General features: G+C 48.2%; 24 protein-coding genes and 1 pseudogene. 19 read left to right on the top strand and 6 right to left on the bottom strand.

Annotation, left to right across the window (positions count from 1 at the left end; translation table 11 throughout):
* The 9 genes from kdpB to KTH90_RS18620 all read left to right on the top strand — a co-directional run bounded on the left by kdpB (position 1) and on the right by KTH90_RS18620 (position 9,198).
* Complete coding sequence (kdpB, locus tag KTH90_RS18655) at positions 1-2,070, top strand: potassium-transporting ATPase subunit KdpB (RefSeq protein WP_158354243.1); 2,070 nt, start codon at positions 1-3, stop codon at positions 2,068-2,070.
* 15 nt (positions 2,071-2,085) lie between these two features.
* Positions 2,086-2,217, top strand: coding sequence for a hypothetical protein (locus KTH90_RS24965; protein ID WP_275061437.1), 132 nt, complete (start codon positions 2,086-2,088; stop codon positions 2,215-2,217).
* A gap of 35 nt (positions 2,218-2,252) precedes the next feature.
* The gene (kdpC, locus tag KTH90_RS18650; RefSeq protein ID WP_158354244.1) at positions 2,253-2,858 is read left to right on the top strand and encodes a potassium-transporting ATPase subunit KdpC; all 606 of its coding nucleotides are present in this window, start codon (positions 2,253-2,255) and stop codon (positions 2,856-2,858) included.
* Between the two features lie 126 nt (positions 2,859-2,984).
* Positions 2,985-3,425, top strand: coding sequence for a potassium channel family protein (locus KTH90_RS18645; RefSeq protein ID WP_238727251.1), 441 nt, complete (start codon positions 2,985-2,987; stop codon positions 3,423-3,425).
* Positions 3,426-3,461: 36 nt separating this feature from the next.
* Entirely contained in the window at positions 3,462-4,127 is a 666-nt protein-coding gene (locus tag KTH90_RS25155) for a potassium channel family protein (RefSeq protein ID WP_158354245.1), read from the top strand.
* Entirely contained in the window at positions 4,128-5,636 is a 1,509-nt protein-coding gene (locus tag KTH90_RS18635; RefSeq protein ID WP_158354246.1) for a TrkH family potassium uptake protein, read from the top strand.
* On the top strand, positions 5,600-8,305 hold the full coding sequence (locus KTH90_RS18630; RefSeq protein WP_158354247.1) for a sensor histidine kinase: 2,706 nt from the start codon (positions 5,600-5,602) through the stop codon (positions 8,303-8,305). Before KTH90_RS18635 ends, KTH90_RS18630 begins: the two co-directional genes overlap by 37 nt.
* Positions 8,306-8,311: 6 nt before the next feature.
* The gene (locus KTH90_RS18625) at positions 8,312-9,004 is read left to right on the top strand and encodes a response regulator (RefSeq protein ID WP_158354248.1); all 693 of its coding nucleotides are present in this window, start codon (positions 8,312-8,314) and stop codon (positions 9,002-9,004) included.
* A gap of 8 nt (positions 9,005-9,012) precedes the next feature.
* Positions 9,013-9,198, top strand: a complete 186-nt coding sequence (locus KTH90_RS18620) for a hypothetical protein (RefSeq protein WP_158354249.1) — start codon at positions 9,013-9,015, stop codon at positions 9,196-9,198.
* A gap of 330 nt (positions 9,199-9,528) precedes the next feature.
* Here the strand turns inward: KTH90_RS18620 and KTH90_RS18615 are convergent, their stop codons facing one another.
* The 3 genes from KTH90_RS18615 to dapA form a co-directional block, all read right to left on the bottom strand.
* A complete protein-coding gene (locus KTH90_RS18615; protein ID WP_158354250.1) occupies positions 9,529-9,861 on the bottom strand; it encodes a cyclic-di-AMP receptor in 333 nt (110 codons plus the stop codon).
* Positions 9,862-9,923: 62 nt separating this feature from the next.
* Entirely contained in the window at positions 9,924-10,265 is a 342-nt protein-coding gene (locus tag KTH90_RS18610; protein WP_158354251.1) for a hypothetical protein, read from the bottom strand.
* Positions 10,252-11,244: a 4-hydroxy-tetrahydrodipicolinate synthase gene (gene dapA, locus KTH90_RS18605; RefSeq protein ID WP_238727250.1), complete on the bottom strand. Its 993-nt coding sequence runs from the start codon at positions 11,242-11,244 to the stop codon at positions 10,252-10,254. Before dapA ends, KTH90_RS18610 begins: the two co-directional genes overlap by 14 nt.
* A 377-nt stretch (positions 11,245-11,621) precedes the next feature.
* On the opposite strand from dapA, the gene KTH90_RS18600 reads away from it, so the two are divergent.
* The 3 genes from KTH90_RS18600 (at position 11,622) to KTH90_RS18590 (ending at position 13,772) form a co-directional block, all read left to right on the top strand.
* On the top strand, positions 11,622-11,945 hold the full coding sequence (locus KTH90_RS18600; protein ID WP_158342713.1) for a PadR family transcriptional regulator: 324 nt from the start codon (positions 11,622-11,624) through the stop codon (positions 11,943-11,945).
* Between the two features lie 15 nt (positions 11,946-11,960).
* The gene (locus tag KTH90_RS18595) at positions 11,961-12,644 is read left to right on the top strand and encodes a permease prefix domain 1-containing protein (protein ID WP_158354253.1); all 684 of its coding nucleotides are present in this window, start codon (positions 11,961-11,963) and stop codon (positions 12,642-12,644) included.
* A 108-nt stretch (positions 12,645-12,752) separates the two neighbouring features.
* Positions 12,753-13,772 (top strand): DUF4097 family beta strand repeat-containing protein, encoded by a 1,020-nt coding sequence (locus KTH90_RS18590; protein ID WP_238727249.1) that lies wholly within the window; start codon positions 12,753-12,755, stop codon positions 13,770-13,772.
* A 55-nt stretch (positions 13,773-13,827) separates the two neighbouring features.
* Here KTH90_RS18590 and KTH90_RS18585 read toward each other — a convergent pair whose 3' ends face one another.
* The 3 genes and pseudogenes from KTH90_RS18585 to KTH90_RS25515 all read right to left on the bottom strand — a co-directional run.
* Positions 13,828-14,469: a PduL/EutD family phosphate acyltransferase gene (locus KTH90_RS18585; RefSeq protein ID WP_158354255.1), complete on the bottom strand. Its 642-nt coding sequence runs from the start codon at positions 14,467-14,469 to the stop codon at positions 13,828-13,830.
* Positions 14,470-14,702: 233 nt separating this feature from the next.
* Positions 14,703-15,461 (bottom strand): PucR family transcriptional regulator, encoded by a 759-nt coding sequence (locus KTH90_RS18580; protein WP_238727248.1) that lies wholly within the window; start codon positions 15,459-15,461, stop codon positions 14,703-14,705.
* 15 nt (positions 15,462-15,476) lie between these two features.
* A pseudogene (locus KTH90_RS25515) lies at positions 15,477-15,851 on the bottom strand (PucR family transcriptional regulator ligand-binding domain-containing protein); the annotation flags it as partial.
* An 84-nt stretch (positions 15,852-15,935) separates the two neighbouring features.
* Between KTH90_RS25515 and KTH90_RS18575 the strand changes: the two are divergent.
* The 7 genes from KTH90_RS18575 to KTH90_RS18545 all read left to right on the top strand — a co-directional run bounded on the left by KTH90_RS18575 (position 15,936) and on the right by KTH90_RS18545 (position 22,630).
* Positions 15,936-16,796, top strand: coding sequence for a biotin--[acetyl-CoA-carboxylase] ligase (locus KTH90_RS18575; protein ID WP_158354257.1), 861 nt, complete (start codon positions 15,936-15,938; stop codon positions 16,794-16,796).
* 172 nt (positions 16,797-16,968) lie between these two features.
* Positions 16,969-18,933 (top strand): ATP-binding protein, encoded by a 1,965-nt coding sequence (locus KTH90_RS18570; protein ID WP_238727247.1) that lies wholly within the window; start codon positions 16,969-16,971, stop codon positions 18,931-18,933.
* Positions 18,934-19,015: 82 nt separating this feature from the next.
* Positions 19,016-19,999, top strand: coding sequence for a 5-oxoprolinase subunit B family protein (locus KTH90_RS18565; protein ID WP_158354258.1), 984 nt, complete (start codon positions 19,016-19,018; stop codon positions 19,997-19,999).
* Positions 20,000-20,012: 13 nt separating this feature from the next.
* On the top strand, positions 20,013-20,996 hold the full coding sequence (locus tag KTH90_RS18560) for a 5-oxoprolinase subunit C family protein (RefSeq protein ID WP_158354259.1): 984 nt from the start codon (positions 20,013-20,015) through the stop codon (positions 20,994-20,996).
* A 90-nt stretch (positions 20,997-21,086) separates the two neighbouring features.
* Positions 21,087-21,308: an acetyl-CoA carboxylase biotin carboxyl carrier protein subunit gene (locus KTH90_RS18555; protein ID WP_158354260.1), complete on the top strand. Its 222-nt coding sequence runs from the start codon at positions 21,087-21,089 to the stop codon at positions 21,306-21,308.
* A 15-nt stretch (positions 21,309-21,323) separates the two neighbouring features.
* Complete coding sequence (locus KTH90_RS18550) at positions 21,324-22,088, top strand: 5-oxoprolinase subunit PxpA (protein WP_238727246.1); 765 nt, start codon at positions 21,324-21,326, stop codon at positions 22,086-22,088.
* A gap of 26 nt (positions 22,089-22,114) precedes the next feature.
* Entirely contained in the window at positions 22,115-22,630 is a 516-nt protein-coding gene (locus KTH90_RS18545; protein ID WP_238727245.1) for a DUF1097 domain-containing protein, read from the top strand.
* Positions 22,631-22,632: the final 2 nt, after the last annotated feature.

Here is a 22,632-nt window from a genome sequence, read left to right as displayed (position 1 = left end):
ATGAGTGAGAAAAAGAAAAGTATATTTTCCGATAAAAAAATAATGACACGGGCACTGAAGGATTCTTTTGTCAAGCTGGATCCCAGAGTGCAGATTAAAAATCCGGTCATGTTTATGGTCTATGTATCAGCCATACTGACCCTGGTACTGTTTGCCTTCGCGTTGTGCGGCGTAAGAGACGCACAGCCCGCTTTTATCCTGAGTGTTTCTGTCATCTTATGGCTTACCGTCCTGTTTGCAAATTTCGCGGAAGCCATCGCTGAAGGGCGCGGAAAGGCTCAGGCAGATACGCTGCGTGCCAACAGAAAGGACGTGACCGCCAATAAAATCCCGTCCCCGGATAAAAAAGATAAAATCCAGCATGTTCCGTCCGGAAATTTGGTCAAAGGCGACATTGTATATGTAAGGGCCGGGGAACAGATCCCCGGTGACGGCGAAGTAATCGAAGGCGCGGCATCGGTGGATGAAAGCGCGATTACCGGTGAATCCGCGCCGGTGATCCGTGAGAGCGGCGGGGACAGAAGTGCTGTGACAGGCGGAACCACCGTGGTATCCGACTGGCTGGTGATTCGAATTACCAGTGAACCAGGCGAAAGCTTCCTGGATAAGATGATCGCCATGGTAGAAGGGGCTGCCAGAAAGAAGACGCCCAACGAGATCGCCCTGCAGATCCTGCTGGTCGCCCTGTCCATGATCTTCCTGCTGGTGACAGTGGCACTGTATGCCTACTCCCTTTTTTCCGCGGGGCAGATGGGACAGCCCAACCCGACATCTGTGACCGCATTAGTGGCACTGTTAATCTGCCTGGCGCCCACGACGATCGGTGCGCTGCTGTCGGCCATCGGTATCGCCGGAATGAGCCGGCTGAATCAGGCCAATGTGCTGGCCATGAGCGGCCGCGCCATCGAGGCGGCCGGGGATGTGGATATCCTGCTGCTGGATAAGACCGGAACGATCACCCTGGGTAACCGGCAGGCCGGCGAATTCATCCCGGTAGACGGCAAAGATAAGAGAGAACTTGCGGATGCTGCCCAGCTGGCCTCCCTGGCGGATGAGACGCCGGAGGGAAGAAGCGTGGTGGTACTGGCCAAGGAAGAGTATGGGATCCGGGAGAGAAAGATCGGTCAGATGCATGCCCGGTTCATTCCTTTTACCGCTAAGACCAGAATGAGCGGAGTGGATTATGAAGGCAATGAAATCAGAAAGGGCGCAGCCGACGCCATCAGAGAATATGTGATTTCCAAAGGAGGCTCGTTCAGCAGTGAATGCGAACAGATAGTGACGGACATTTCCAAACAGGGCGGTACACCGCTGGTGGTGGCTAAAAATGGGAATGTTCTGGGCGTGATCCACCTGAAGGATATTGTAAAACATGGAGTAAAAGATAAATTTTCGGATCTTCGGAAGATGGGAATCAAGACCATCATGATCACTGGAGATAATCCGCTGACGGCATCGGCCATCGCGGCGGAGGCTGGTGTCGACGACTTCCTGGCGGAAGCTACCCCGGAAGCAAAATTAACCATGATCCGCGATTACCAGGCCCATGGCCATCTGGTGGCCATGACCGGAGACGGGACCAACGATGCTCCGGCTCTGGCCCAGGCCGATGTGGCCGTAGCCATGAATACGGGTACCCAGGCGGCCAAAGAAGCCGGAAATATGGTGGATCTGGACTCCTCACCGACGAAGCTTATTGAGATCGTGAAGATCGGCAAACAGCTGTTGATGACCCGTGGAGCCCTTACCACTTTCAGCATCGCCAATGATGTGGCGAAATACTTTGCTATCATACCGGCTCTGTTTGTCAGCTTATATCCGGGGCTGCAGGCACTGAACATTATGAATCTGCACAGTGCCCAGAGCGCGATTATCTCAGCCATCATCTATAATGCGCTGATTATCGTGGCATTGATCCCGCTGGCGCTTAAGGGGGTCAAATACCGGGAGGTGCCCGCTTCGAAAATGCTTTCCAAAAATCTGCTGGTCTATGGGCTGGGCGGGATTCTGATTCCGTTTCTGGCAATTAAGCTGATCGATGTAATTATTGTAGGTATGGGAATTCTGTAGGAAGTGATCCGGGAAATGTATTTTAAATATTCATTCAAACAGGTTTTAAAAATGTTCCGGTACGCGGTGATCATACCGCTGGTGACGGTAATGTCTGCTATGATCCTGTTTGGGATCATACAGACAATCGTAACCGAATGGCTCTGAATATGTAGCTTTCAAATGCAAATGGAGGAAAAGTTATGAAAACATTAAAAGCAGTTGTACCGAAAATGCTTGGTTTTTTCGTTTTACTGATGGTTATCACAGGCCTGATCTATCCGCTTGTTGTAACCGGCATTTCAAAAGTATTTTTTAATGATAAAGCAAACGGGTCCATCATAGAGATCGACGGTAAAAAATATGGAAGTGCCCTTCTGGCCCAGGAATTTACCTCAGATGATTACCTGTGGGGCAGAATTATGAATCTGGACACGGAGACTTACACGAACGATAAGGGAGAAACACTAGTTTATTCCTGGGCTTCCAACAAAAGCCCGGCCGGGGAAGAGCTGGAAGGCATGATCGCCGAGAGAGTGGAGAAGATAAAGGCCGCGAATCCACAAAGAGACGGGGAAGCGATACCGGTTGATCTTGTCACCAGCTCGGGTTCCGGACTGGACCCTCATATTTCTCCTGCTGCGGCTGAGTATCAGGTGCCGAGAATCGCAGAATCCAGAGGAATATCCGAAGAGGAGCTTAGACAGGTGATTGTTAAGTATACGGACGGAAAATTTCTGGGGATTTTCGGGGAAAAGCGGGTAAATGTATTAGAAGTCAACCTTGCGCTGGACGGCATTTTAAAGTAGAATAGTGGCGTAAATTGCAAAGCCGCTATCTTTACACAATCTTAACATCTGCCGTGACAAAATGCATGGTATCTTAATTCCTTTGCTAATATAATAAAATTATCAAAGGAAAGGAAGGAACGCCTTATGTTTAAGAATAGCCATTTAATGAGAAAGAAACGGCAGACAGCGCTGGTGATTGGCTGCGGAAGATTAGGTGCGAACCTGGCCGGCAGTTTATGCGATAAGGGATATGATACGATCGTAATCGATAAAGACGAGACGGCATTTGGGCAGCTTCCTGATAATTTCAGCGGGTATCAGATCACTGGTGACGGAACGGATAAGAATCTGCTGGAAAAAGCCGGAATCGGGAATGCGGATATGGTGATAGCGGCCGCCGAGCGGGATAATATCAACAGTCTGGTGTGCCAGATGGCGGGGAGGATCTACCAGGTCCCCAATGTATATATGAGGCTGAACGATCCCAATATGGAAGATATAATCGAAGGCTATGGAATCCGGGTGATCTATCCGTTCCGTCTTTCGGTAAATGAATTTGAACGTCTCAGCCATGCAGAGGCATAAGAGAATGAATAAATTGAAGTCTGGAAGTGTGAAGAAATGGACATGATAGTGGCCGGAGGAAGGACAAAAGCGGATTTTCTGATAGCCAATCTGCTGGAAAAACATCACAGGGTCGTGGTGATCAACGACGATGATGAGTTCTGCAAATATCTGGCATACACCCACAACCTTCCGGTAATCTGCGGGGACCCGTGTAGGAAATCCGTCATGGATGATGCGCAGATCGAGGATTTCGATGTACTGATTGCCCTCAAACCGGATGATGCTGACAATTTTGAGATCTGTCAGATGGCGAAAAAGCTCTATCACATAAAAAAGACCGTCTGTGTCGTTTCCAATCCGAAGAACGTAGAAATATTCAGAGCACTGGGAATTAATACGGTTATCAGCGCAACCTACGAGGTGGCCCACATGATCGCGGAGGCCACTACACTGGACAATTTCAGGAAGTCGCTGGAATTGAAAGAAGATCAGATCGTGTTAACGGAACTGCAGGTGCATGATTCCTATCCCGTCTGCAACTGTCAGATTAAAGAACTGGATATTCCGGAAAATGTAATCATCAGCTGTATCATCCGGGAGAATCATATGATCGTTCCGAATGGCTCCACAAGGATACAGGAAAAAGATAAATTGCTGGTGATATCGTCGAAGCTTGGACAGCAGGAGATGATCCATCAGTTTTCAGGAGGTAATGAGTAAATGCCTCGGAAACAGTCACACGGTAACGGATACCGGCTGATCATCCGGTATCTTGGAATAACAAGTATTCTGGTAGGGGTAGCGTTACTGCTGCCTCTGCTTTTGCTGCCGGTATATCCGCAGGAAGCGGAATATGCCAAATGTTTCCTGCTGCCAGGTATCACTTCGGTCATCGCCGGGTATCTGGTTTATGAGCTTTTAAAGGAAGAAGCCTGGGGGAGGCTGAAAAAGAATCAGGCGGCAATGATCGTAACACTGTCCTGGGCACTGGCCATTCTGGTCAGTGCGGTACCATTTATGATGACCGGTAACTATAATTTTACGCAATCGGTTTTTGAGTGTACCAGCGGATACAGTACTACCGGACTTTCTGTAGTCAATGTGGAGGAGGCCCCCCACCTTTTTTTGATGTTCCGGAGTATTATGTTATTTGTGGGAGGCGTGGGGTTAGTTCTGGTGGTCATGTCCGTCATCACCGATTATTATGGTATGCGGCTGTTTGAGGCGGAAGGACATGACCAGATGGCTCCCAATCTGGTTAAATCGGCCCGGGTAATTATTTCCATCTATTCCGGTTATATTATCGGTGGAACAATACTATACATGGTTTTCGGAATGAACTGGTTCGATGCCCTGAACCATTCCATCGCCGCTGTGTCCACCGGAGGCTTTTCCACGAAAGCGTCCAGTATCGGCTACTATCAGAATCTGGGAATCGAGATCGTAACGATTGTACTGATGCTCCTGGGCGGCACCGGTTTCCTGGTCCACCTGGCACTGGTGAAGGGGGAATTTAAGAAAGTGGTTTCCCATAGCGAATTCCGGTTTCAGTTAGTGGTCTACCCGGCGGCTATCGCAGCGGCGGCCGTGCTGATGCTGCGCCAGTTTGCTTTATCGGTACCGGAGAGTATTCGAAACGCAGTGTTTCAGGCCGTTTCCGCCATGACGACCACGGGGTTTCAGACGGTAGACAGTTTCCGGACATTCAGCCCAGCTCTGATGCTGCTCATGACGCTTCTGATGCTGATCGGCGGCGGGGCGGGCTCCACGGCCGGAGGGATTAAGCAATACCGGGTATATCTGGTAGTGAAAGAAATGTTCTGGACGTTGCAGGACCGTCTGTCGCCGGACCGTGTGATCCGTCCCAGAACCGTCAACCGGTGCGGGGATAAGGTGATACTAAAAGAGGAAGAAAAAAGTGCAGTCAGCAACTACTTTGTCCTGTATATGTTTTTATTTATGATCGGGACATTTATATTCTGCTGTTATGGGTATTCAATACAGGATTCCATGTTTGAATTCTCCTCAGCGATCAGTACGGTAGGGCTGTCGGCAGGAATTACTGGATATGATGCTCCAGCCGGTGTGTTATGGACTGCCACAGCGGGGATGTTTATCGGAAGACTGGAAGTTTACATAGTGCTCATAACAGTTCTGAAAATGATGATTGATACGGGAAAGAAGGTGCAGGGATGGAGAAGAGGAATCCGGAACAGATTCTTAAAATGATACAGGAACAGGATCGGGAACGGGAGGAAAATCATGGAAAGCTGAAGATTTTTTTTGGATACGCAGCGGGATCCGGAAAAACCTATACGATGCTGGAAGCTGCCCATGACCTGGCCAGATCCGGTGTGGACGTGGTATCCGGTTATATAGAACCCCATACCCGTCCGGGTACCATGAAACTGACGGCAGGTCTCAAAGCCCTGACGCCCAGATCTGTGGAATATAAAGGAATCACGCTCAAGGAGTTTGATCTGGATGCCGCGCTCCTACGGAAACCCCAGGTGATTCTGGTCGATGAGCTGGCCCACACCAACGCGCCGGGCTCCAGACACCCGAAGCGCTACCAGGATATTCAGGAACTTCTGGACGCGGGTATACATGTATATACCACTTTGAATGTACAGCATTTGGAAAGCTTAAACGACATTGTAACCTCCATCACCCATGTGATCGTCAAGGAGCGGGTGCCTGATTTTATTTTCGACGAGGCAACCCAGGTAGAGCTTGTGGACATCGAGCCGGAGGAACTGCAGGAGCGGCTCAGGGAGGGGAAAATCTATGATACCTCCAAGGTGGAGCGGGCCTGCACGAACTTTTTTACCAGCGAAAACCTGACTGCCCTGCGTGAAATTGCGCTGCGGCGGTGCGCAGACCGGGTTACCAAACATATCATCCGGGAAAAAGAGATCAGCCAGAAACAGGAATACTACGCGGGAGAACATATCCTGGTGTGCATATCAGGGTCTCCCAGTAATGCGAAAGTGATTCGGACCGCGGCCAGGATGGCACAGGCCTTTCATGGCAACTTTACCGGGCTTTTTGTGGAGACGATGGAATACGAGCAGGAGAATAAGAAGCTGAAGGCCCCGCTGGACAATAATATTAAGCTGGCCAAGCAGCTGGGGGCCAACATAGCAACCACCTATGGCCAGGATATAGCCCACCAGATCGCCGGATACGCCAGACAGGCCGGAGTATCCAAGATCGTAATCGGCAGGAGTGTCAGAAAGAAAACCTGGTTCAATAAAGACCTGAATCTGATCGAAAAACTCTCACTGCTGGCACCGGAGATCGATATCTATATCATTCCGGACATATCCGCCGGGGCGGTCAAAAGAAAATTTTCCGGAATAAAAAGGCCGAAGCTGATAGATGGTGTCAGGACAGCTGCCATTCTGGCGGCCTGTACCATGGCCGGCCTGCTGGTGAAAAAGTTCGGTATGACGGAAGCCAATATTACTTCTATCTATCTGCTGGGCGTACTCATTGTGGCGGCCATAACCAGGGGCAGGATTTACGGTGTCATCGCTTCCTTCCTAAGCGTGGTAATATTCAACTTCTTCTTTACCATTCCGGTCTACACGTTCCGTTTTTATGATAAAAACTATATCTTTACGTTTTTCGTCATGTTAGTCGTCTCGCTCATCATCAGTTCTTTTGCCATAAAGCTGCAGAATCAGGCTATGCAGGCGACCAAGACTTCCGTTCGGACGGAGATTATGTTCAACACCAGTAAAATGCTGCAAAAAAAGCAGGATATCCAAGGAATATTCAGCGGTACGGCGCGGCAGCTAACCGAATTGCTGCACAAGGCCGTAGTCTTATATCCTGCCCTTGACGGGAACCTTTCCCGCCCGGTATTCTTCGGAAGCCCGGAAGAACAGGCGGAGGCGAAAAGACTGCTGGACAATGAATATGAGCAGGCAGCCGCTCTGTGGGTATTGAAAAACCGCCATTCCGCCGGCAGGACTACGGATACGCTGCCTTCCAGCAAAGCGATGTATATCCCGATCCGAAACGGCAGCCAGGTATTTGCCGTAGCAGGGATTGAACTAAAGGATGGGGAGGTGCTGGAGGCTTTTGAGAGAAACGTCATGAAGGCCATGCTGACGGAAGTGGCTTTTGCCATCGAAAAAGTAATATTGAATCAACAAAGAGAAGAAATTATGGTACAATCAGAGAAAGAAAAGCTGCGCAACAACCTGCTGCGTTCCATTTCCCATGATCTTCGGACCCCGCTTGCCGGCATCACAGGAAGCGCCAGTTTCCTGCTGGAGAGCTACGAGAAATTAGATCAGGAGAGCAGGGAATCCCTGCTGCGGGATATTCTAAATGATTCCACCTGGATGAGCAATCTGGTAAATAATCTGTTAAATATGACCAGGATACAGGACGGGCGTTTGAGTATCCAGCATGAAGATGAAGTGGTGGAAGATATCGTCAGCGAAGCGGTATCCAGGATGGAACGGCGCCTGGGCAGCAGAACGCTTGATATCGACCTGCCGGAAGAACTGCTGGTCATTCCCATGGATGGCCAGCTGATCATACAGGTACTGGTGAACCTGATGGAAAACTCCATGAAGCATACAGCCCAGGACGGCACGATCCGGATTCATGTATTCCTGACCGAAGATGAGAGGGGCAAAGAGAACGCCCGCTTTGAGGTTACCGATAACGGCAGCGGTATCGACGAAAAAATTCTGGATACCATGTTCGACAGCTTTGTCACATCCGGTGCTTCCACTGCCGACGGAAAAAGGGGAACCGGACTGGGACTAAGCATCTGCAAAGCGATCATTCAGGCGCACAACGGAAGCATCCATGCATATAACAATGAAGACCAGGGGGCGACAGTATACTTCCTGCTCCCGGCAAAAAGAGAGGACTGACGGCCGATGACAAATACAAAAGGACTGGTACTGATCATAGAAGATGACAAAAGTATACTAAATTTCCTGGGAATCTCCATGAAGACAAACGGATATTCCTACGATATAGCGGAGAACGGATTGAACGGCATCTCCCTGTTCATGACTAACAAGCCGGATCTCATCCTCCTGGACTTAGGCCTTCCCGACATCGACGGAACCGAGGTCATCAAGCAGGTACGCATGACCTCCAAGACCCCGATCATCGTCATCTCCTCCAGGGGACAGGAAAAAGAAAAGGTCGAGGCCCTGGATCTGGGCGCCAACGACTACCTGACCAAGCCCTTCAGTGTCAACGAACTGTTTGCCCGCATCCGTGTGGCCATGCGCAGCACCTATCCCATAGAAACCGCGGACGAAATCTTTACCCTGGATGCCTTGAAGATCGACTTCGAAAAGCGTCAGGTATTCATAGACGAGGAGGAGATCCACCTCACCCCCATCGAATACAAGATCCTGGTCCTCCTAGTCAAAAATGCCGGCAAAGTTCTGACCCACACCTATATCCAGAACGAAATCTGGGGCTACAGTGAATTCGGGGAACACCAGTCCCTGCGTGTCTTTATGGCCAACATCCGCCGCAAAATCGAAAAAGACACCAACCATCCCCGTTATATCATGACCGAAGTGGGGGTCGGGTACCGCTTCGTGGACCGGTGAGGTTGTTGATGAGTTCTGGTTGGGGGCCGGGGGTGATGGATGGTCCGGGGCCGGCGGAGGGGCAGCGGGAGGTGCAGGGGCATGATTCTGCCGGGATGGCTGCGGTTGTTCGCAGGCCCCACGGCGGCTGTACCCGGTTGCCGGCGGAAAATTGGACGGGCGCTCGGCTGTGGGCTTGCGCCGGCAGCTGCTAAATAAAAACGGGACAGCGGGGTCAGGAACCGGGGCCATTCGCTGAGAACATTTGATATGTTCTCGGCTCAGAGCCCCTTGCGTGTCGGTGTGGAACACCGCCCCGCATCCTGACCCCACTGCCCCGTTTTTATTAAACAGCTGCACGGCCGCCCAATGCCGGGCGCCCGTCCAATTTTCCACCGGGAACCGGGCACAGCCGCCGTGGGGCCTGCGAACAACCGCAGCCATCCCGGCAGAATCATGCCCCTGCACCTCCCGCTGCCCCTCCGCCAGCCCCTGCTATGGTTCAGGCCAGATACACATTAGCCGGCGGGGTCCTAATTCAATCCCTAAACCTTCTCATACCGATCCACGTCCACCACGAAGATGACCGCGCCGCCCACGTCTATCGTGACGGGGATGACCGTACAGTTTCCGGGAGGAGCATTTTCCGTGTACGGTATGTTGTACATGACCTGTTTGCGTTTTCCGCATTCGGTTTTAATGATGGTGATAGCCTCCTCTACCCGCTCTTCTTCGGTTCCGATCATAAGAGTTGTGTTTCCCTTGCGCATAAAGCCGCCTGTGGTGGCCAGCTTGGTGACGCTGAAGTGATTCAGGGTCAGTTCCTCGGTGACATTTACACTGTCGTCCGAATGGATAATTGCGAATACGATTTTCAACCCGATGACCTCCTTTCTGCCCAGTTCATTCATGGATGGAATATCACGATATGTCGTTGGAATTACATGGCTGTTAACGTTTTCTGAACCAGCGTCCCCGGTTCGCAGGACGAGCTCTCGTATACCAGTTTTTCATAGCTGAGCTTGTGGCGTCGAAATAAACGGGAAAGCGTTTCCCATTCATCGTGGAATACACATATTGCATATAGGGGGCGGCTGTCATATTGCTTCAGATAACGGATCAGAAGCGGTAGTTCGTCGCCGCTGTCCAATGCGGCAATCGTCACGTGATATTTCAGAATACATTGTAACATATTTTTATCACAATCCCAATCATGTTCTGTATTTTTATGAAGAATCAAAACTTCCGGGTTGCCGGAATAGCCGTATTTATGAATTTGCATATTGGAAATGCCTCCTTACAAAATGTGTGGAAGAGCGGCCGTTTTCATGAAGGATACTTGCTTTTCCGTGAAAATCGGTTTCGGCTTTCGGGTCTGTGAGCTGGTATTTTTTCATCACCTTTAAGAGCTTTTCAGCCATGACGGGTTCCATTTCACACAGAGGGAGGCGGCAGGGACCGACGGGAATGCCCATGTACCGCATGGCTTGTTTTACCGGAATGGGGTTTACATCGTAAAATAAAGCTTCGATCAGTTCCAGGTATTTTAATTGGAGTTCATCGCTGATTTCGGGATGGCCCTGGAAGAAGCTTTCGCACATATCGTGTGTCTCCTGGGGCAGGATGTTAGCCAGCACGGATATGACTCCTTTGGCGCCCAGTGCGAGTGCGGAGGTGATTTGATCGTCATTGCCGGAATAGATATCCAGCCGGCTGCCGCAGATGGAAGCGATTTTGGCAATCTGGGAGAAGTTTCCGCTGGCTTCTTTTACGCCTACGATATTCTCTGCTTCGCAGAGCTGCTGGTAGGTCTGAGGAAGGATATTGACTCCGGTTCTGGAAGGAATATTGTAAAGAAGGATGGGCAGATCCGTAGTGGCGGCAATGGCGTGAAAATGGCTGACAAGACCGGCCTGGGAACATTTGTTATAGTATGGGGTCACCTGGAGCAGGGCGTCGGCACCGGCTTTTTGGGCCAGCAGGGACAATTCGATGGCGTGAGCGGTACAGTTGGAGCCTGCACCTGCAATGACTGGAACACGGTGGGCGGCACAGGAGACGGTACATCGGATGACTTCTGTCTGCTCCTTGATGGAGAGTGTGGAAGCTTCCCCGGTGGTACCTGTGATGATAATGGCATCTGTGTGCCGGCTGATCTGATTTTCAATGAGTTGTTCCAGTAATTCATAATGGACTGTATGATCAGTATTCATGGGTGTGACCAGTGCAACGCCTGATCCTTTGAAAAGGGTTTGATGCATAGGGATCCTCCTTGTTCAGTGCTGTTTGTAGTCTGTTCGGTTCTTTCTTTGTTTAATGGTGATTGCTTTTTATTTCATACGAGGAAAGTGCTCTTTTTCGGATATGATTATATTTTAAAGCCAGGCAGGTTAAGATTCCATACGGGAAAGTGTGTGGCGGATAAAGACGCTGTTAAGACAATGATACCGGAGGACAAGACAGTATTGGTGGACAGATAAAAACACAATACAGATAAAATCACAATACTGATGGAATCCAGACAGGATATCGTGTCTGCAGTGATACCTCACATAGATAATATACTTTATGAAATAATATACATTGACAGACGAGGTATGTAGAGATATAATGTATCTCAGATAAAGGAGGTCAGCCTATGTCGATAACATCGGATATAATCCGTGGACACACAGAAACCATTATTTTGGCACATCTGATCAAGCAGGACAGTTATGGATACCAGATCAACAAGGATATTATGGAAACGACGAATCATACTTATGAACTAAAAGAAGCCACCCTTTATTCTGCGTTCCGCAGACTGGAGCAGGCGGAATACATCGTTTCCTACTGGGGTAACGAAGGGACAGGAGCCAGGCGAAGGTACTATTCGATCACGGATAAGGGCCGGAAGGCCTACGAGGAGCAGAAGCGGGACTGGGAGAGTGCCAAAGCAATGATTGACAAATTGCTGCAATAAATGGAGGATATCAACATGAACGAGAATTTGAAAAACTATCTGGACGAAGTTTTCAAAAAAGCGCCAAGAACCAGGAAAGCCCTGGAATTAAAAGAGGAACTGTTGTCAAACTCGCAGGATCGCTATGAAGATCTGATCCACGCAGGGACTTCCGCGGAAGACGCCTATGATATGGTAGTGAGTTCGATTGGAAATGTGGATGAGCTGTTTGATTCGCTGAATGAGGAGGTAGGAATGGATATGGAGACTAGGAATGAATTGAGAAAAAAGATGGCGGTGATTAAGACCGCAGCTACTGGATTATACATACTATCCTTTGTGGTCCTGCTTCTGTTTACGGTAATTGATTCTATGATACCTATCAATGCGGATTTATCGCTGATTGGTTTTATGCTGATGATCATTATCGATATCGTTCCCACCTGTATGCTGGTCTACAGCAGCAGCCTTTACGGCCCTTATCAAAAGAGGGAAGACACCATAGTGGAAGATTTTAAAGAATGGCAGTTCAATTCAAAGCGGAACAAATCGGTCCGGAACGCGGCCAGCGCCGTGCTTTGGACACTGACCCTGGTACTCTACTTTTTCATAAGCTTCCTGACTTTTGCCTGGTATGCCACCTGGATTATTTTCCTGGCAGCCCTGTGCGCCCAGGCTGTGATTATACTGATGTTCCGTCTGAGGGAATGGAAGGATTGATTATAGTAGCTGTAGGATGTTCCCATATTTAAGCCGTGAAGCTAACGGCATGCGGGTATACCTGTAAGGGAAACCAGTTTGTGCGAGAAATCACGCATGGAGGAAATAATGAAGAAAATGATGAAAGGCCTGGTCGTCTGCTTTGCCGTACTTTTTGTGGCGGCGCTGGGCATCATGTTTTATATAATCGGCAACGGCGGCATGAGTTATGGGAATCTGGGAGGCAGTATGAACCTGGAGAATACACTGACTTTTGATGTGAGCCAGGCAGAGGAAATAACCATAAAATATCTCTCGGAGGATGTGGTGTTTTATATCGGAGATACGCAGGAACTGGTGCTCAAAGAATATATGAGTTTCAAACCCAAAGAACAGGATTTTTCCACGGGATATGAAAAAGACGGAAAAGTGGTGATCGAGGGGAAGAAGAAATATTTTTCCCTGTTTAATTTCGGAACAAAAAATTGCCGGGAGGAAATCTATCTGCCAAAATCCTACGCGGGCAGCGTAAAGGTATCCACCGCCAGCGGCAATATAAAATCGGATGAAGTGCTGAGTCTGTCCGTGTTCTTGGCAGACACGGCCAGCGGGGACATCCGTATGAATGAAATACATGCTTCATCCATTCATGCGGGAACCGCAAGCGGTAATATCAGTTTGAATCTGGCGGAAGGCAGCAGAGATTTGTCCACCGCCAGCGGAAATATTACCGTCCTGGGCGGCACAGGAGACACCGAAGCCGATACGGCATCCGGAAATATTAAATTGGAAAATGCCCAGGGTATCTTAGAATTAGGCTGTGCCAGCGGCGATATCAAGGTCATGGGAGCAGTCGGAGGAGGCGAATTTGAAACAGCTTCCGGGAATGTCTCGCTCCAGTTTGACGAAATTACTACAAACATTGATGCTGAGTCCACAAGCGGGAATGTTAAGCTCCAGATGCCCCAAGATACAGCCTTTACTTTGGATGCTGCCACCACAAGCGGAGATATCAAAACCTTTTTTGATGACCAGCTGCAATATAATAAAAAAGGAAACAAAGCATCGGGCACGCGCAACGGTACCTCAGATCTGGTTATTACCCTGGAATCTACCAGCGGAAATATCAAAGTTTTGGATAATAATTAGAAGAATCCATCAAAATATCAAAGTTTCATAAAATCTTAAATAAAGCAGGATGGCATCAGCGCTTGATGCCATCCTGTAATTCTTCTGCCCAGGAAGCCAGATTATATACATCACCGTCAAACATTTTCAAAAGAACCCCATAGGGAGAGATATCGCCGGCAAAGGCGTTAGACTCATCGGTATCCACATGCATGGCAAGCCTGAAATTCGGATTGACACGAACCACCACATCCGCAAAGATCAGCGCCCGTTCATAACTCTGGGTTATAACAAACACCTCTTCATTATCGGAAACATGCATCTTTAATGCTTCCGTCGGAGTCATATGAATATGGCGTTTTGCCACAATCACCCCGTGATCCAGCTCAATAGAACGCCGTCCGGCCTGAATCGTACATCCCGGAGTATCCGCCAGATCCCCCGACTGCCGGATAACCACAGGCACTCCGAACTTCCGGGTATCCGTAACAGACAGTTCTATCTGTGTCTCGTTTCGAAATGGCCCCAATATCGCCACATTCCGGAAAGTCCCGCGGGGGCCTGTGATCGTGATCCGTTCCTTCGCCACATACTGTCCCGGCTGGCTTAACTCCTTGACAAAAGTCAGGCCCTTTCCCTTTCCAAACAATATTTCAAAATCCTCCTGGCTGATATGCGCATGCCTGGCGGAGGTCTCTATCGGAATTCTCATTCCCATAAGCTTGTCACTCCATTTCTGCTGACTATTGTACCAGAGACAGCCGCCAAAAGCAATAAGGATGGGAAAGAAAGGGAATGCAAAAAAGCATAAGCTGGAAGAGATCCTGACGATAGCGATATTGGCAGTCATAAGTGGATGCACGCAATTCCGGCGGGCTCCTGGAGAATGGAAGAGTCGGTGGTAAACTGCCCCGGTCAGATGGCGATGTTATCCCACAGGGTGGCGTAGATCTAGTTTTCAGTTTGACGTAAAATATACGGACGTATCCGGAAGGCAAGACTAAGCATCAGGCTTATTTCCGGATCATTTAGGTCTGTATCCAGCAGTTCGGAAATTTTGCGTAACCGGTGATGGATCGTGTTGCGGTGGGTATAAAGGGCGCTTGCGGTATCTGAAATGTTTTTCCCGGAACTGAGGTAGGTTTCCAGTGTGTGGAGAAGCTCTGTATGATTTTTCTGGTCGTACTTTTCTATATTTTTGAGGTGATCTTCATAAAAGTGAAGCAATATCTGTTTATCCGGTATAGAAAGCAGCAGCCTTTCCAGGCCGAGCCTATCGAAATAAACAACTGGCTGCCGCCGCTTTTGGGCAATCTTTAGAGCGGTCAAGGCGCTTTCATAGCTGAAACGGATGTTAAAAACGGAAGACACGGTTTCCCCAACGCCGATCATTAAAGACGCATGAGCGGAAGATAAAGTATTTTCAGAAAGCGTCCGGATAAACGCCTGCAATTGGCCGGCGGAACAATTATGCAGAACAAGAACAAGGCGATTTTTATCTACAAATAAATGGTAGGAAATATTTTCCTCGGTAAGGAGCCGCTCCATATATGCGGCTGAGATCAAATTTTGAATATGCAGTACTGTATAAATATCTTTTTCCATAAACCCATTTTTCGCAAGCACAGACAGCGTATCCTGGGGGACAGGCAACGGAAACATCAGTGACTGGAAAGCCGTCGTGAGCTGGTTTTTCTGATAATTACTCATGAAAATCAGTGTGCACATATCCTGCATAATGTCTGATATGTGTATTTTCCACGGCATTGTCAGCAGAGGAATTTGATGTTCATCGCAATAAGCCAAGATATCAGGAGTCAAATCAGCGTTTTTTATATAGCTTCCGACGTTTAATATCAGCCCGGCAAAAGCCTTACCCTCCAGAGCCTTTATCAGCTGCCACAGCCAGTCGCTGTGATTTCGGATAGCCAATCCTGTAGAAATAAGCAGTTCATTTCCCCTCAGGAAAGGGATATTGTTTAAATCTTCCAAAACATATACCCATGAAACGGAAATGGATAGAGCGGAGACGCCGGCCACAAGACGCAGCTGATACTGATCTTTATAATTTTCATATAAGGCGGATAATAGAATAGCCATAAAAAACTCCTTGATAAAAATTAATTTTCTTGTATTATAATAAATTGAACAGGAAAACTCAAGCAAATAGAAAAACATGGTGAGATGATGAGGAACAGGGACACGATATCGGAGCATTATATCCGCGAAGAATTACAGAAATATGACATACCAATAGCGGTTCGGGTAGTAGAGGAGATTGACTCTACAAATGAAGCGCTAAAGCGTATGGCACGCCAGGGATTGAAGGAGGATTTTCTGCTGATCGCGGGGAAGCAAAGCTACGGCAGAGGAACAAAAGGAAGAAGCTTTTATTCACCTGAATCCACGGGCATTTATATGAGTATTCTTTTGCATCCAAAGGCTGATGCGCTGCAGAGTATGAGGCTGACGATTATGGCTGCTGTGGCGCAGGCACGGGCGATTGAGCGCCTCAAGGGAGAGGCCATTCAGATCAAATGGCCTAACGATATATGGCTTCATGGGAAAAAAACCAGCGGGATACTTACGGAAATCATCGGTGTTTATGAAAATGGCCAGGTCAGCGGGGTGATTGTGGGAATAGGGATCAATGTTTATGAACCGCGGCAGGGTTTTCCCAAGCCGGTGGAGAAAATTGCCGGCGCCCTCTATGGGCCGGATGAATGGCAGGAAAATTTGAAAAATGATTTGGTGGTCGGGCTATTAAAGAAGTTTTTTGCTTATTACAGGCAGTTACCAGAAGATACATTTTTTGCCGAATATAAAAAGCGCTGTTTTGTTATCGGAAAAAGAATATGGATTTTGCCGGTACCGGAAAAAATCAAGAAAAAAAGTGATTCCCTGCCAACGGAGCAAATACTTAAAGATTTGCCTGAAGAGGCGGAAGTCTTAGATCTGGATAAACAATATCGCTTATATGTGCGGTATGCGGATGGACGCTGCGGTTTTCTGTCCCATCAGGAAATCAGTATAAAACTTGTATAATCTATAATCGGATTGTGCACGATGCACAACCCAAACGAAAAAAAATGTTTACCGCCCCTATTGTATTCCGGAGGGCGTTGTGCAATAATTCGTTCATCAAAAGAAAAGGCAAAGAGGTCTGAACAAGATTTCTTTGCCTTTTCTTTTTCATTATGATGGAAGGAGCCAGGCTATGATTAAGAAAATTCTGATTGCGAATCGTGGTGAAATTGTTAATCGCGTTATGCGCACCTGCCGAAAAATGGGCATAAAAACCGTCGTTGTATACTCAGAATCGGATAAAGATGCTGATTATATTAAAAAGGCGGACGAAAGCTATCCGATTGGTTCTTCGGCGCCGGTCAAGAGTTATCTGAATATCGATGCTTTGATAGGGGCCCTCAGAGCATCCGGCGCTGACGCGGTACATCCCGGATACGGTTTTTTGTCTGAGTCGGCGGATTTCGCCAAAGCTGTGTCGGAGACGGGGGCTAAGTGGATTGGTCCTGACCCTGAAATTTTATCAAGCATTGAGTCCAAAGTATATTGTAGAACAGTTGCCGATCGTCTTGGGGTTCCAGTTACGCCTGGAACAGTCAGGCCAATTTCCGGTATAAAAGAAATTTATGAAACTGCAGAGCGTGTAGGGCTGCCAATTTTACTTAAGCTAGATCGGGGAGGCGGAGGAAAAGGCATCGAAAAAATCGATCATTTTGAGTCAAAACAGGAAACAAGAGCCATTTTTGAAAGTATGCAGCGTATCGGGCAGATGGCTTTTGCCAGCGGTGATATTTACATCGAAAAAATGGTGTCTCAGTCACGGCACATAGAAGTTCAGTTTATGGCGGACGATTATGGTAATGTGGTGTGTTTTGGAGAAAGAGAATGTTCTATCCAAAGACGCTTTCAAAAGATTATAGAGGAGTCGCCATCCCCTATAGTATCGGGAGAAGATAGGAATAAACTCTATTCTTATACGAAAAAAATAATTAAGGCAATAAAATATTCCGGTGCCGGCACCATCGAATATTTGAGAAGTGAACAGGGCACCTATTACTTTATGGAAATCAACGCGAGACTTCAGGTAGAACATCCTGTTTCTGAATATGTGACGGGAATGGATTTGGTTGAACAGCAGATTCGTGTGGCTAACGGCGAAAGACTAAATTATGAACAGGAAGATATTCAGCTCAAAGGCCATGCCATCGAGTGCCGAATTTACGCGGAAGACCCCAAAACCTTCAAGCCGGCGCCGGGTGTGATCAAAAAGTTGGTATTCCCGCCGGAGAATCAGGGAAATATTCGCATCGAGCACGCCTTGAAAGAATCTTATCGGATTTCACCGTTTTATGATCCAATGCTCTGCAAACTAATCGCTTATGGAGAGGATCGGGACGCCTGCATTGCCAACATGATTAAGGCTCTGAAAAAATTTGCCATCGAGGGTGTCTCCACGAACATAGTAACCGATCTGGCAATTATGAGAAATCGTAGTTTTGTCAGCGGGAACTTCAATACGTCGTTTCTTGATATTGAAAAAGTCAATATCGGACTGGAAAACTATTGTATTACGATTTCCCGGCAGTTTGGTTCTCTTGGCCGGCCGATTGCAAAGAAAATGGCGGAATTGCTAAACATTAATTTTTATGACCGGGATATTGTAGATGCTCTCGCCAAGAAAATGAATCTTCCGGTGTCAAGCGTGGATGAGGGCGCGGAGCTGTATGAGTCTGACTTTGGGGAAATGGCTTATCCGCTGGGCATACACTCGGAGGAAGAGCAGGATCGTATTTTTGAGGTACAAAAGCAGTTGATTGAGGAACTGGCTGATAAAGAATCCTGCATCTTTATCGGGCGCTGTTCAGATTATATTTTAAGAAATCATACCAACCATTTTAGTATTTATATTTACGCTCCATACGAAGCGCGCAGGGAAAACTGTGTGAAGATCCTTAAAATGACTTCGGAGGAGGCCGAAAAAATGATACGCGACGTGGATGAGGCGAGGGAATCCTACACGCTGCACTATGCGAAAACCTACAGCGAGAATATTCTGTATAAAGATATTTTGATTGATTCCAGCCTGTATGGCAGTGTGGACGAAACGGCGGAAATATTAGTCGCCATGATAAGAAGAAAATTTCATTTGGCCATGTAAATGGATATGCAAAGGGGTATATCACGAAAGTTATATATCTCTTTTATTTTTATCGCAAATCAAACTATAGGAGGACATGTTTATGAGCAAGTACGATGTGATTCTTGACACGCTTCCGGCAAAGGGCGACCGGATAGAAATTCTGTTTCGCGAGGCCGGCGATGGATTTATCCAGGTTGAGTACGGGCAGGAACAAAGAGTGGAGCTTTTGGACTCTTTCAGGATCTTAGCGGTGGACGCCAAGATAAAAGCCGCGAACATTTACGGCTTGATCGAAACTCTTCCGAGCCTGAGGGCCAATATGATTCATTTTGATCCGCTGAAAATCTCTCCGCGGCAGATGATTGATAAAATCAAAGAGATAGAGGAAACAATCAGCGGAATAAACACCATGGTCATTGACTCCAGGATCATTACTCTGCCGATTGCTTTTGAAGACAGTGAAACAAAAAAAGCGGTGGAAATGTATTTAAAGCAGGTTCGCCCGGAGGCCCCCAACTGTGCCGACGGATATAATCTGGAATACATGGCGCAGTGCAACGGCTGTACAGTGGCTGATATCAAAAAAATGCTGCTGACAACCGACTGGTATAACAGCGGATGCGGCTTCTGGCCCGGCGGCGGCTTTTTTTGGCCGATGGATCCCCGGTGCAAGATGATTGTTCCTAAATATAACCCGCCGCGCATCTGGACCCCGGAGGGCGCGGTTGGCATCGGGGGCGCCTGCCTCTTTACCTATACGACAGCCACCGGAGGAGGCTACCAGCTTTTTGGCCGGACAATTCCCACCTTCCAGTTTTCCATGAAGCATCCACAGTTTAAGAACGGCCCGTTTTTATATCGTCCTTCCGGCGACAGGATCCGCTTTGTGGAGACAAGCGAAAAAGAAATTTTGGATATTTATACCCACGTCCATGACAAGACAGATTATGTTTACGACATTAAAGAAAGTCAGCTGTCGGTTAAAGATTACCTGGATTTCCTGGCAAAACCTGAGGTGATCCGCGGAGCGGAAGAATTCGCAAGGAAGCAGGAAATTGGCGCAAAGACGGCGCCGACATTATAAGGAGGTAACGGTTATGATTAAAGTGATCAATGGCGGAATTGAAATTCTCGTGGAAGATTGGCCCGGGCGTTTGGGTTACATGGGTCTTGGAATGGCGGCTGCCGGAGCAATGGACAATCTGGCGTTACAGCTGGGGAATAAGCTTGTGGGAAATGAGCGAACAGATGCCGGGCTGGAAATAGCGGGCGGATATTGTGAGTTTGAATTTTCCGAAGATGGGATAGCGGCGTTGTGCGGAGCGGATATGTCCCCGACCCTTAATGGAGAGGCGATGCCCATGTGGGAGGCAGTCGCTGTAAAGGCAGGCGACCATTTAAAGCTTTCTCACTTTGGGGCAAAGGGATTTCGTTCTTATCTGACCCTGGCCGGGGGCATCGACGTTCCTCCTTATTTGGGCAGCCGTTCTACCTGTCTGTTCGGCAGTTATGGCGGTTATGAGGGGAGAAAACTGGCAAAAGGCGATACCCTTAAGGTTTATAAAAAGGATCTTGCCGGATTGGCGGGGAAAAAATTGAATCCGAAGTATATCCCGGTATATGAAAACGATTGGGAGCTTCGCACAATTCCCGGGCCAAACTCCGTTCCGGATTATGTGACAGAAACAGGCATGGATTATCTGTTTAGCCACAGCTTCAAAATTTCTCATAACGCGAACCGGGCCGCGTATCGTCTGGAAGAGATTCCGGGAGATATGTTTTGGGCGAGAAAGGACGGCGGAAAAGGCGGCTCCCATCCATCCAATATTGTAGACCACGGCTATAATATGCGGGGAGCGATTAACTGTACCGGAAATACCCCGTCCCTGTTGGTCGCTGACGGCCCTACGCTGGGGGGATTTGTCTGTGTTGCCAATGTGATCAACACTGATCTTTGGAAAATCGGCCAGGGTATCCCGGCCCGCGACAAAGTTCATTTTAAGCTGACAACAATGGAGGAAGCCCTTGCCGCAAGAGAGGAAAGGGAGAAGCTGTTTGAAGCAAAAGACTTGTTTGCCTAGCTGCGGCAAAGGGGAGAAATAAGCGGGTGGTTTGGAAATCCGCAGGAGAGAATCAAAACCATATAAAAACAGAAAAAGGAGATAGAAATTATGGAATACACACTGAAAGCGCATATGCCTGGGTTAGTAGCGAGAGTTGTTTGTGAGGTCGGAGATACAGTAGAAGCCGGACAGGAGCTGGCGGTCATTAACTGCATGAAAACCGAGATGAGCTGCCAGACAGAAAAAGCAGGCACCGTCAAGGAAATTTTAGTAGACGAATGGGATGAGATGGATGTGGGAACACCGATGATTATTCTCGATGCCGAATAAAGGAGCGTGAAGAGCGTGAAGAAAATTGATTTTAATGTGGATATGGGGGAAAGCTTCGGCCGGTATAGCCTTGGAAATGATGAAAGCTTGATGCCATACGTGACAAGCGCGAACATAGCCACTGGTTTTCATGCGGGGGACCCCCTCGTCTTAGAGCAGACGATTCGCTGGGCAAAACAGTATCAGGTGGCGGTGGGGGCTCATATCGGGCTTCCGGACCGTCAGGGTTTCGGAAGGCGGCAGATGGATCTTTCTCCGGAAGAGCTTCGGACGGATATCATTTATCAGCTGGGAGCAATGGACGCTTTTTTGAAACAGTATGGATTAAAAATGCAGCACGTAAAACCGCATGGGATTTTGTACCGCATGGTAGGCGAACAGGAAAAATATATCGATACGTTTCTGGACACCATTGAAAGCTATAACCCTGAGCTCTATATTATGCTCCATACCGGATGCGAAGCGTTAAAACGGGCGAAAGCGCGGGGACTGAAAACCGCTCCGGAGGTATTGATCGACTTGGGATATGACGAAAATGGCAACTGGGTAATGGAACGTGTAAAAAAAGCCCGTTCGCCGCAGGAAGTAGCCCAGAGAGCGGTCACCGTGGCAAAAGAGCAGAAAATTGACACCATACAGGGAAAGCAGATCCCCGTGGAGGGCTGTACGGTATGCATTCACGGAGACGCGCCAAATGCCAGTGAGGTAGCGCAAGCTGTGCGTGAAGCGTTTGAAAGGGAACAAATTGAAGTTGTGAATCTGGACGGTTACTTCGCGTAATCATAAAAAAAGACTGGAGGGGCACGATGATGAAAAAACTTACATCACTAGACTTTTCTGTGGCAATCCTAGCGGGGATATCCTGCTTGTTTATGTATTTGTCAGTACCGGTATGGGCACTTTTTATTGGCTGGGCCTGGTACTTTACCCTGGGCGCCAGCGCAGATCTTATTGCTAAAAGTATTGTTCCAATCCTTACGGGAGCGGTACTGGCTGTTCTCGCCTTTGTGCTGATCGACGCCTTCGGAGCATTCATGCCTTCTATGGCAGCAACGATTGCGGCAGTTATCATTACGGTATTTGTATTGATGCTGACATTGAAAATACCGGCGTGCAATCCGTCCCTGGTGTCCTTTAACGCCTACTCTTGCATCTTTGTCGGATACGGCGCCGGAGAATATATGTCAATTGATGGCATGCCGCCGCTGATTAACGCGCTGATCTGGATTGCCGGAGCCAATTTTATCGGAATGCTGTTTGGCTATGCAAGCGTCAAAGTAACACAGATATTTAAAAGCAGTAAACAAATGGGAGGAAATTAGTT

It is taken from the genome of Diplocloster modestus, assembly GCF_019042245.1.
GTDB classification, from domain to species: Bacteria; Bacillota; Clostridia; order Lachnospirales; family Lachnospiraceae; genus Diplocloster; species Diplocloster modestus.
The sequence above is the reverse complement of the archived record's forward strand: the minus strand, read 5'-3'. Positions and strand labels throughout refer to the sequence as shown.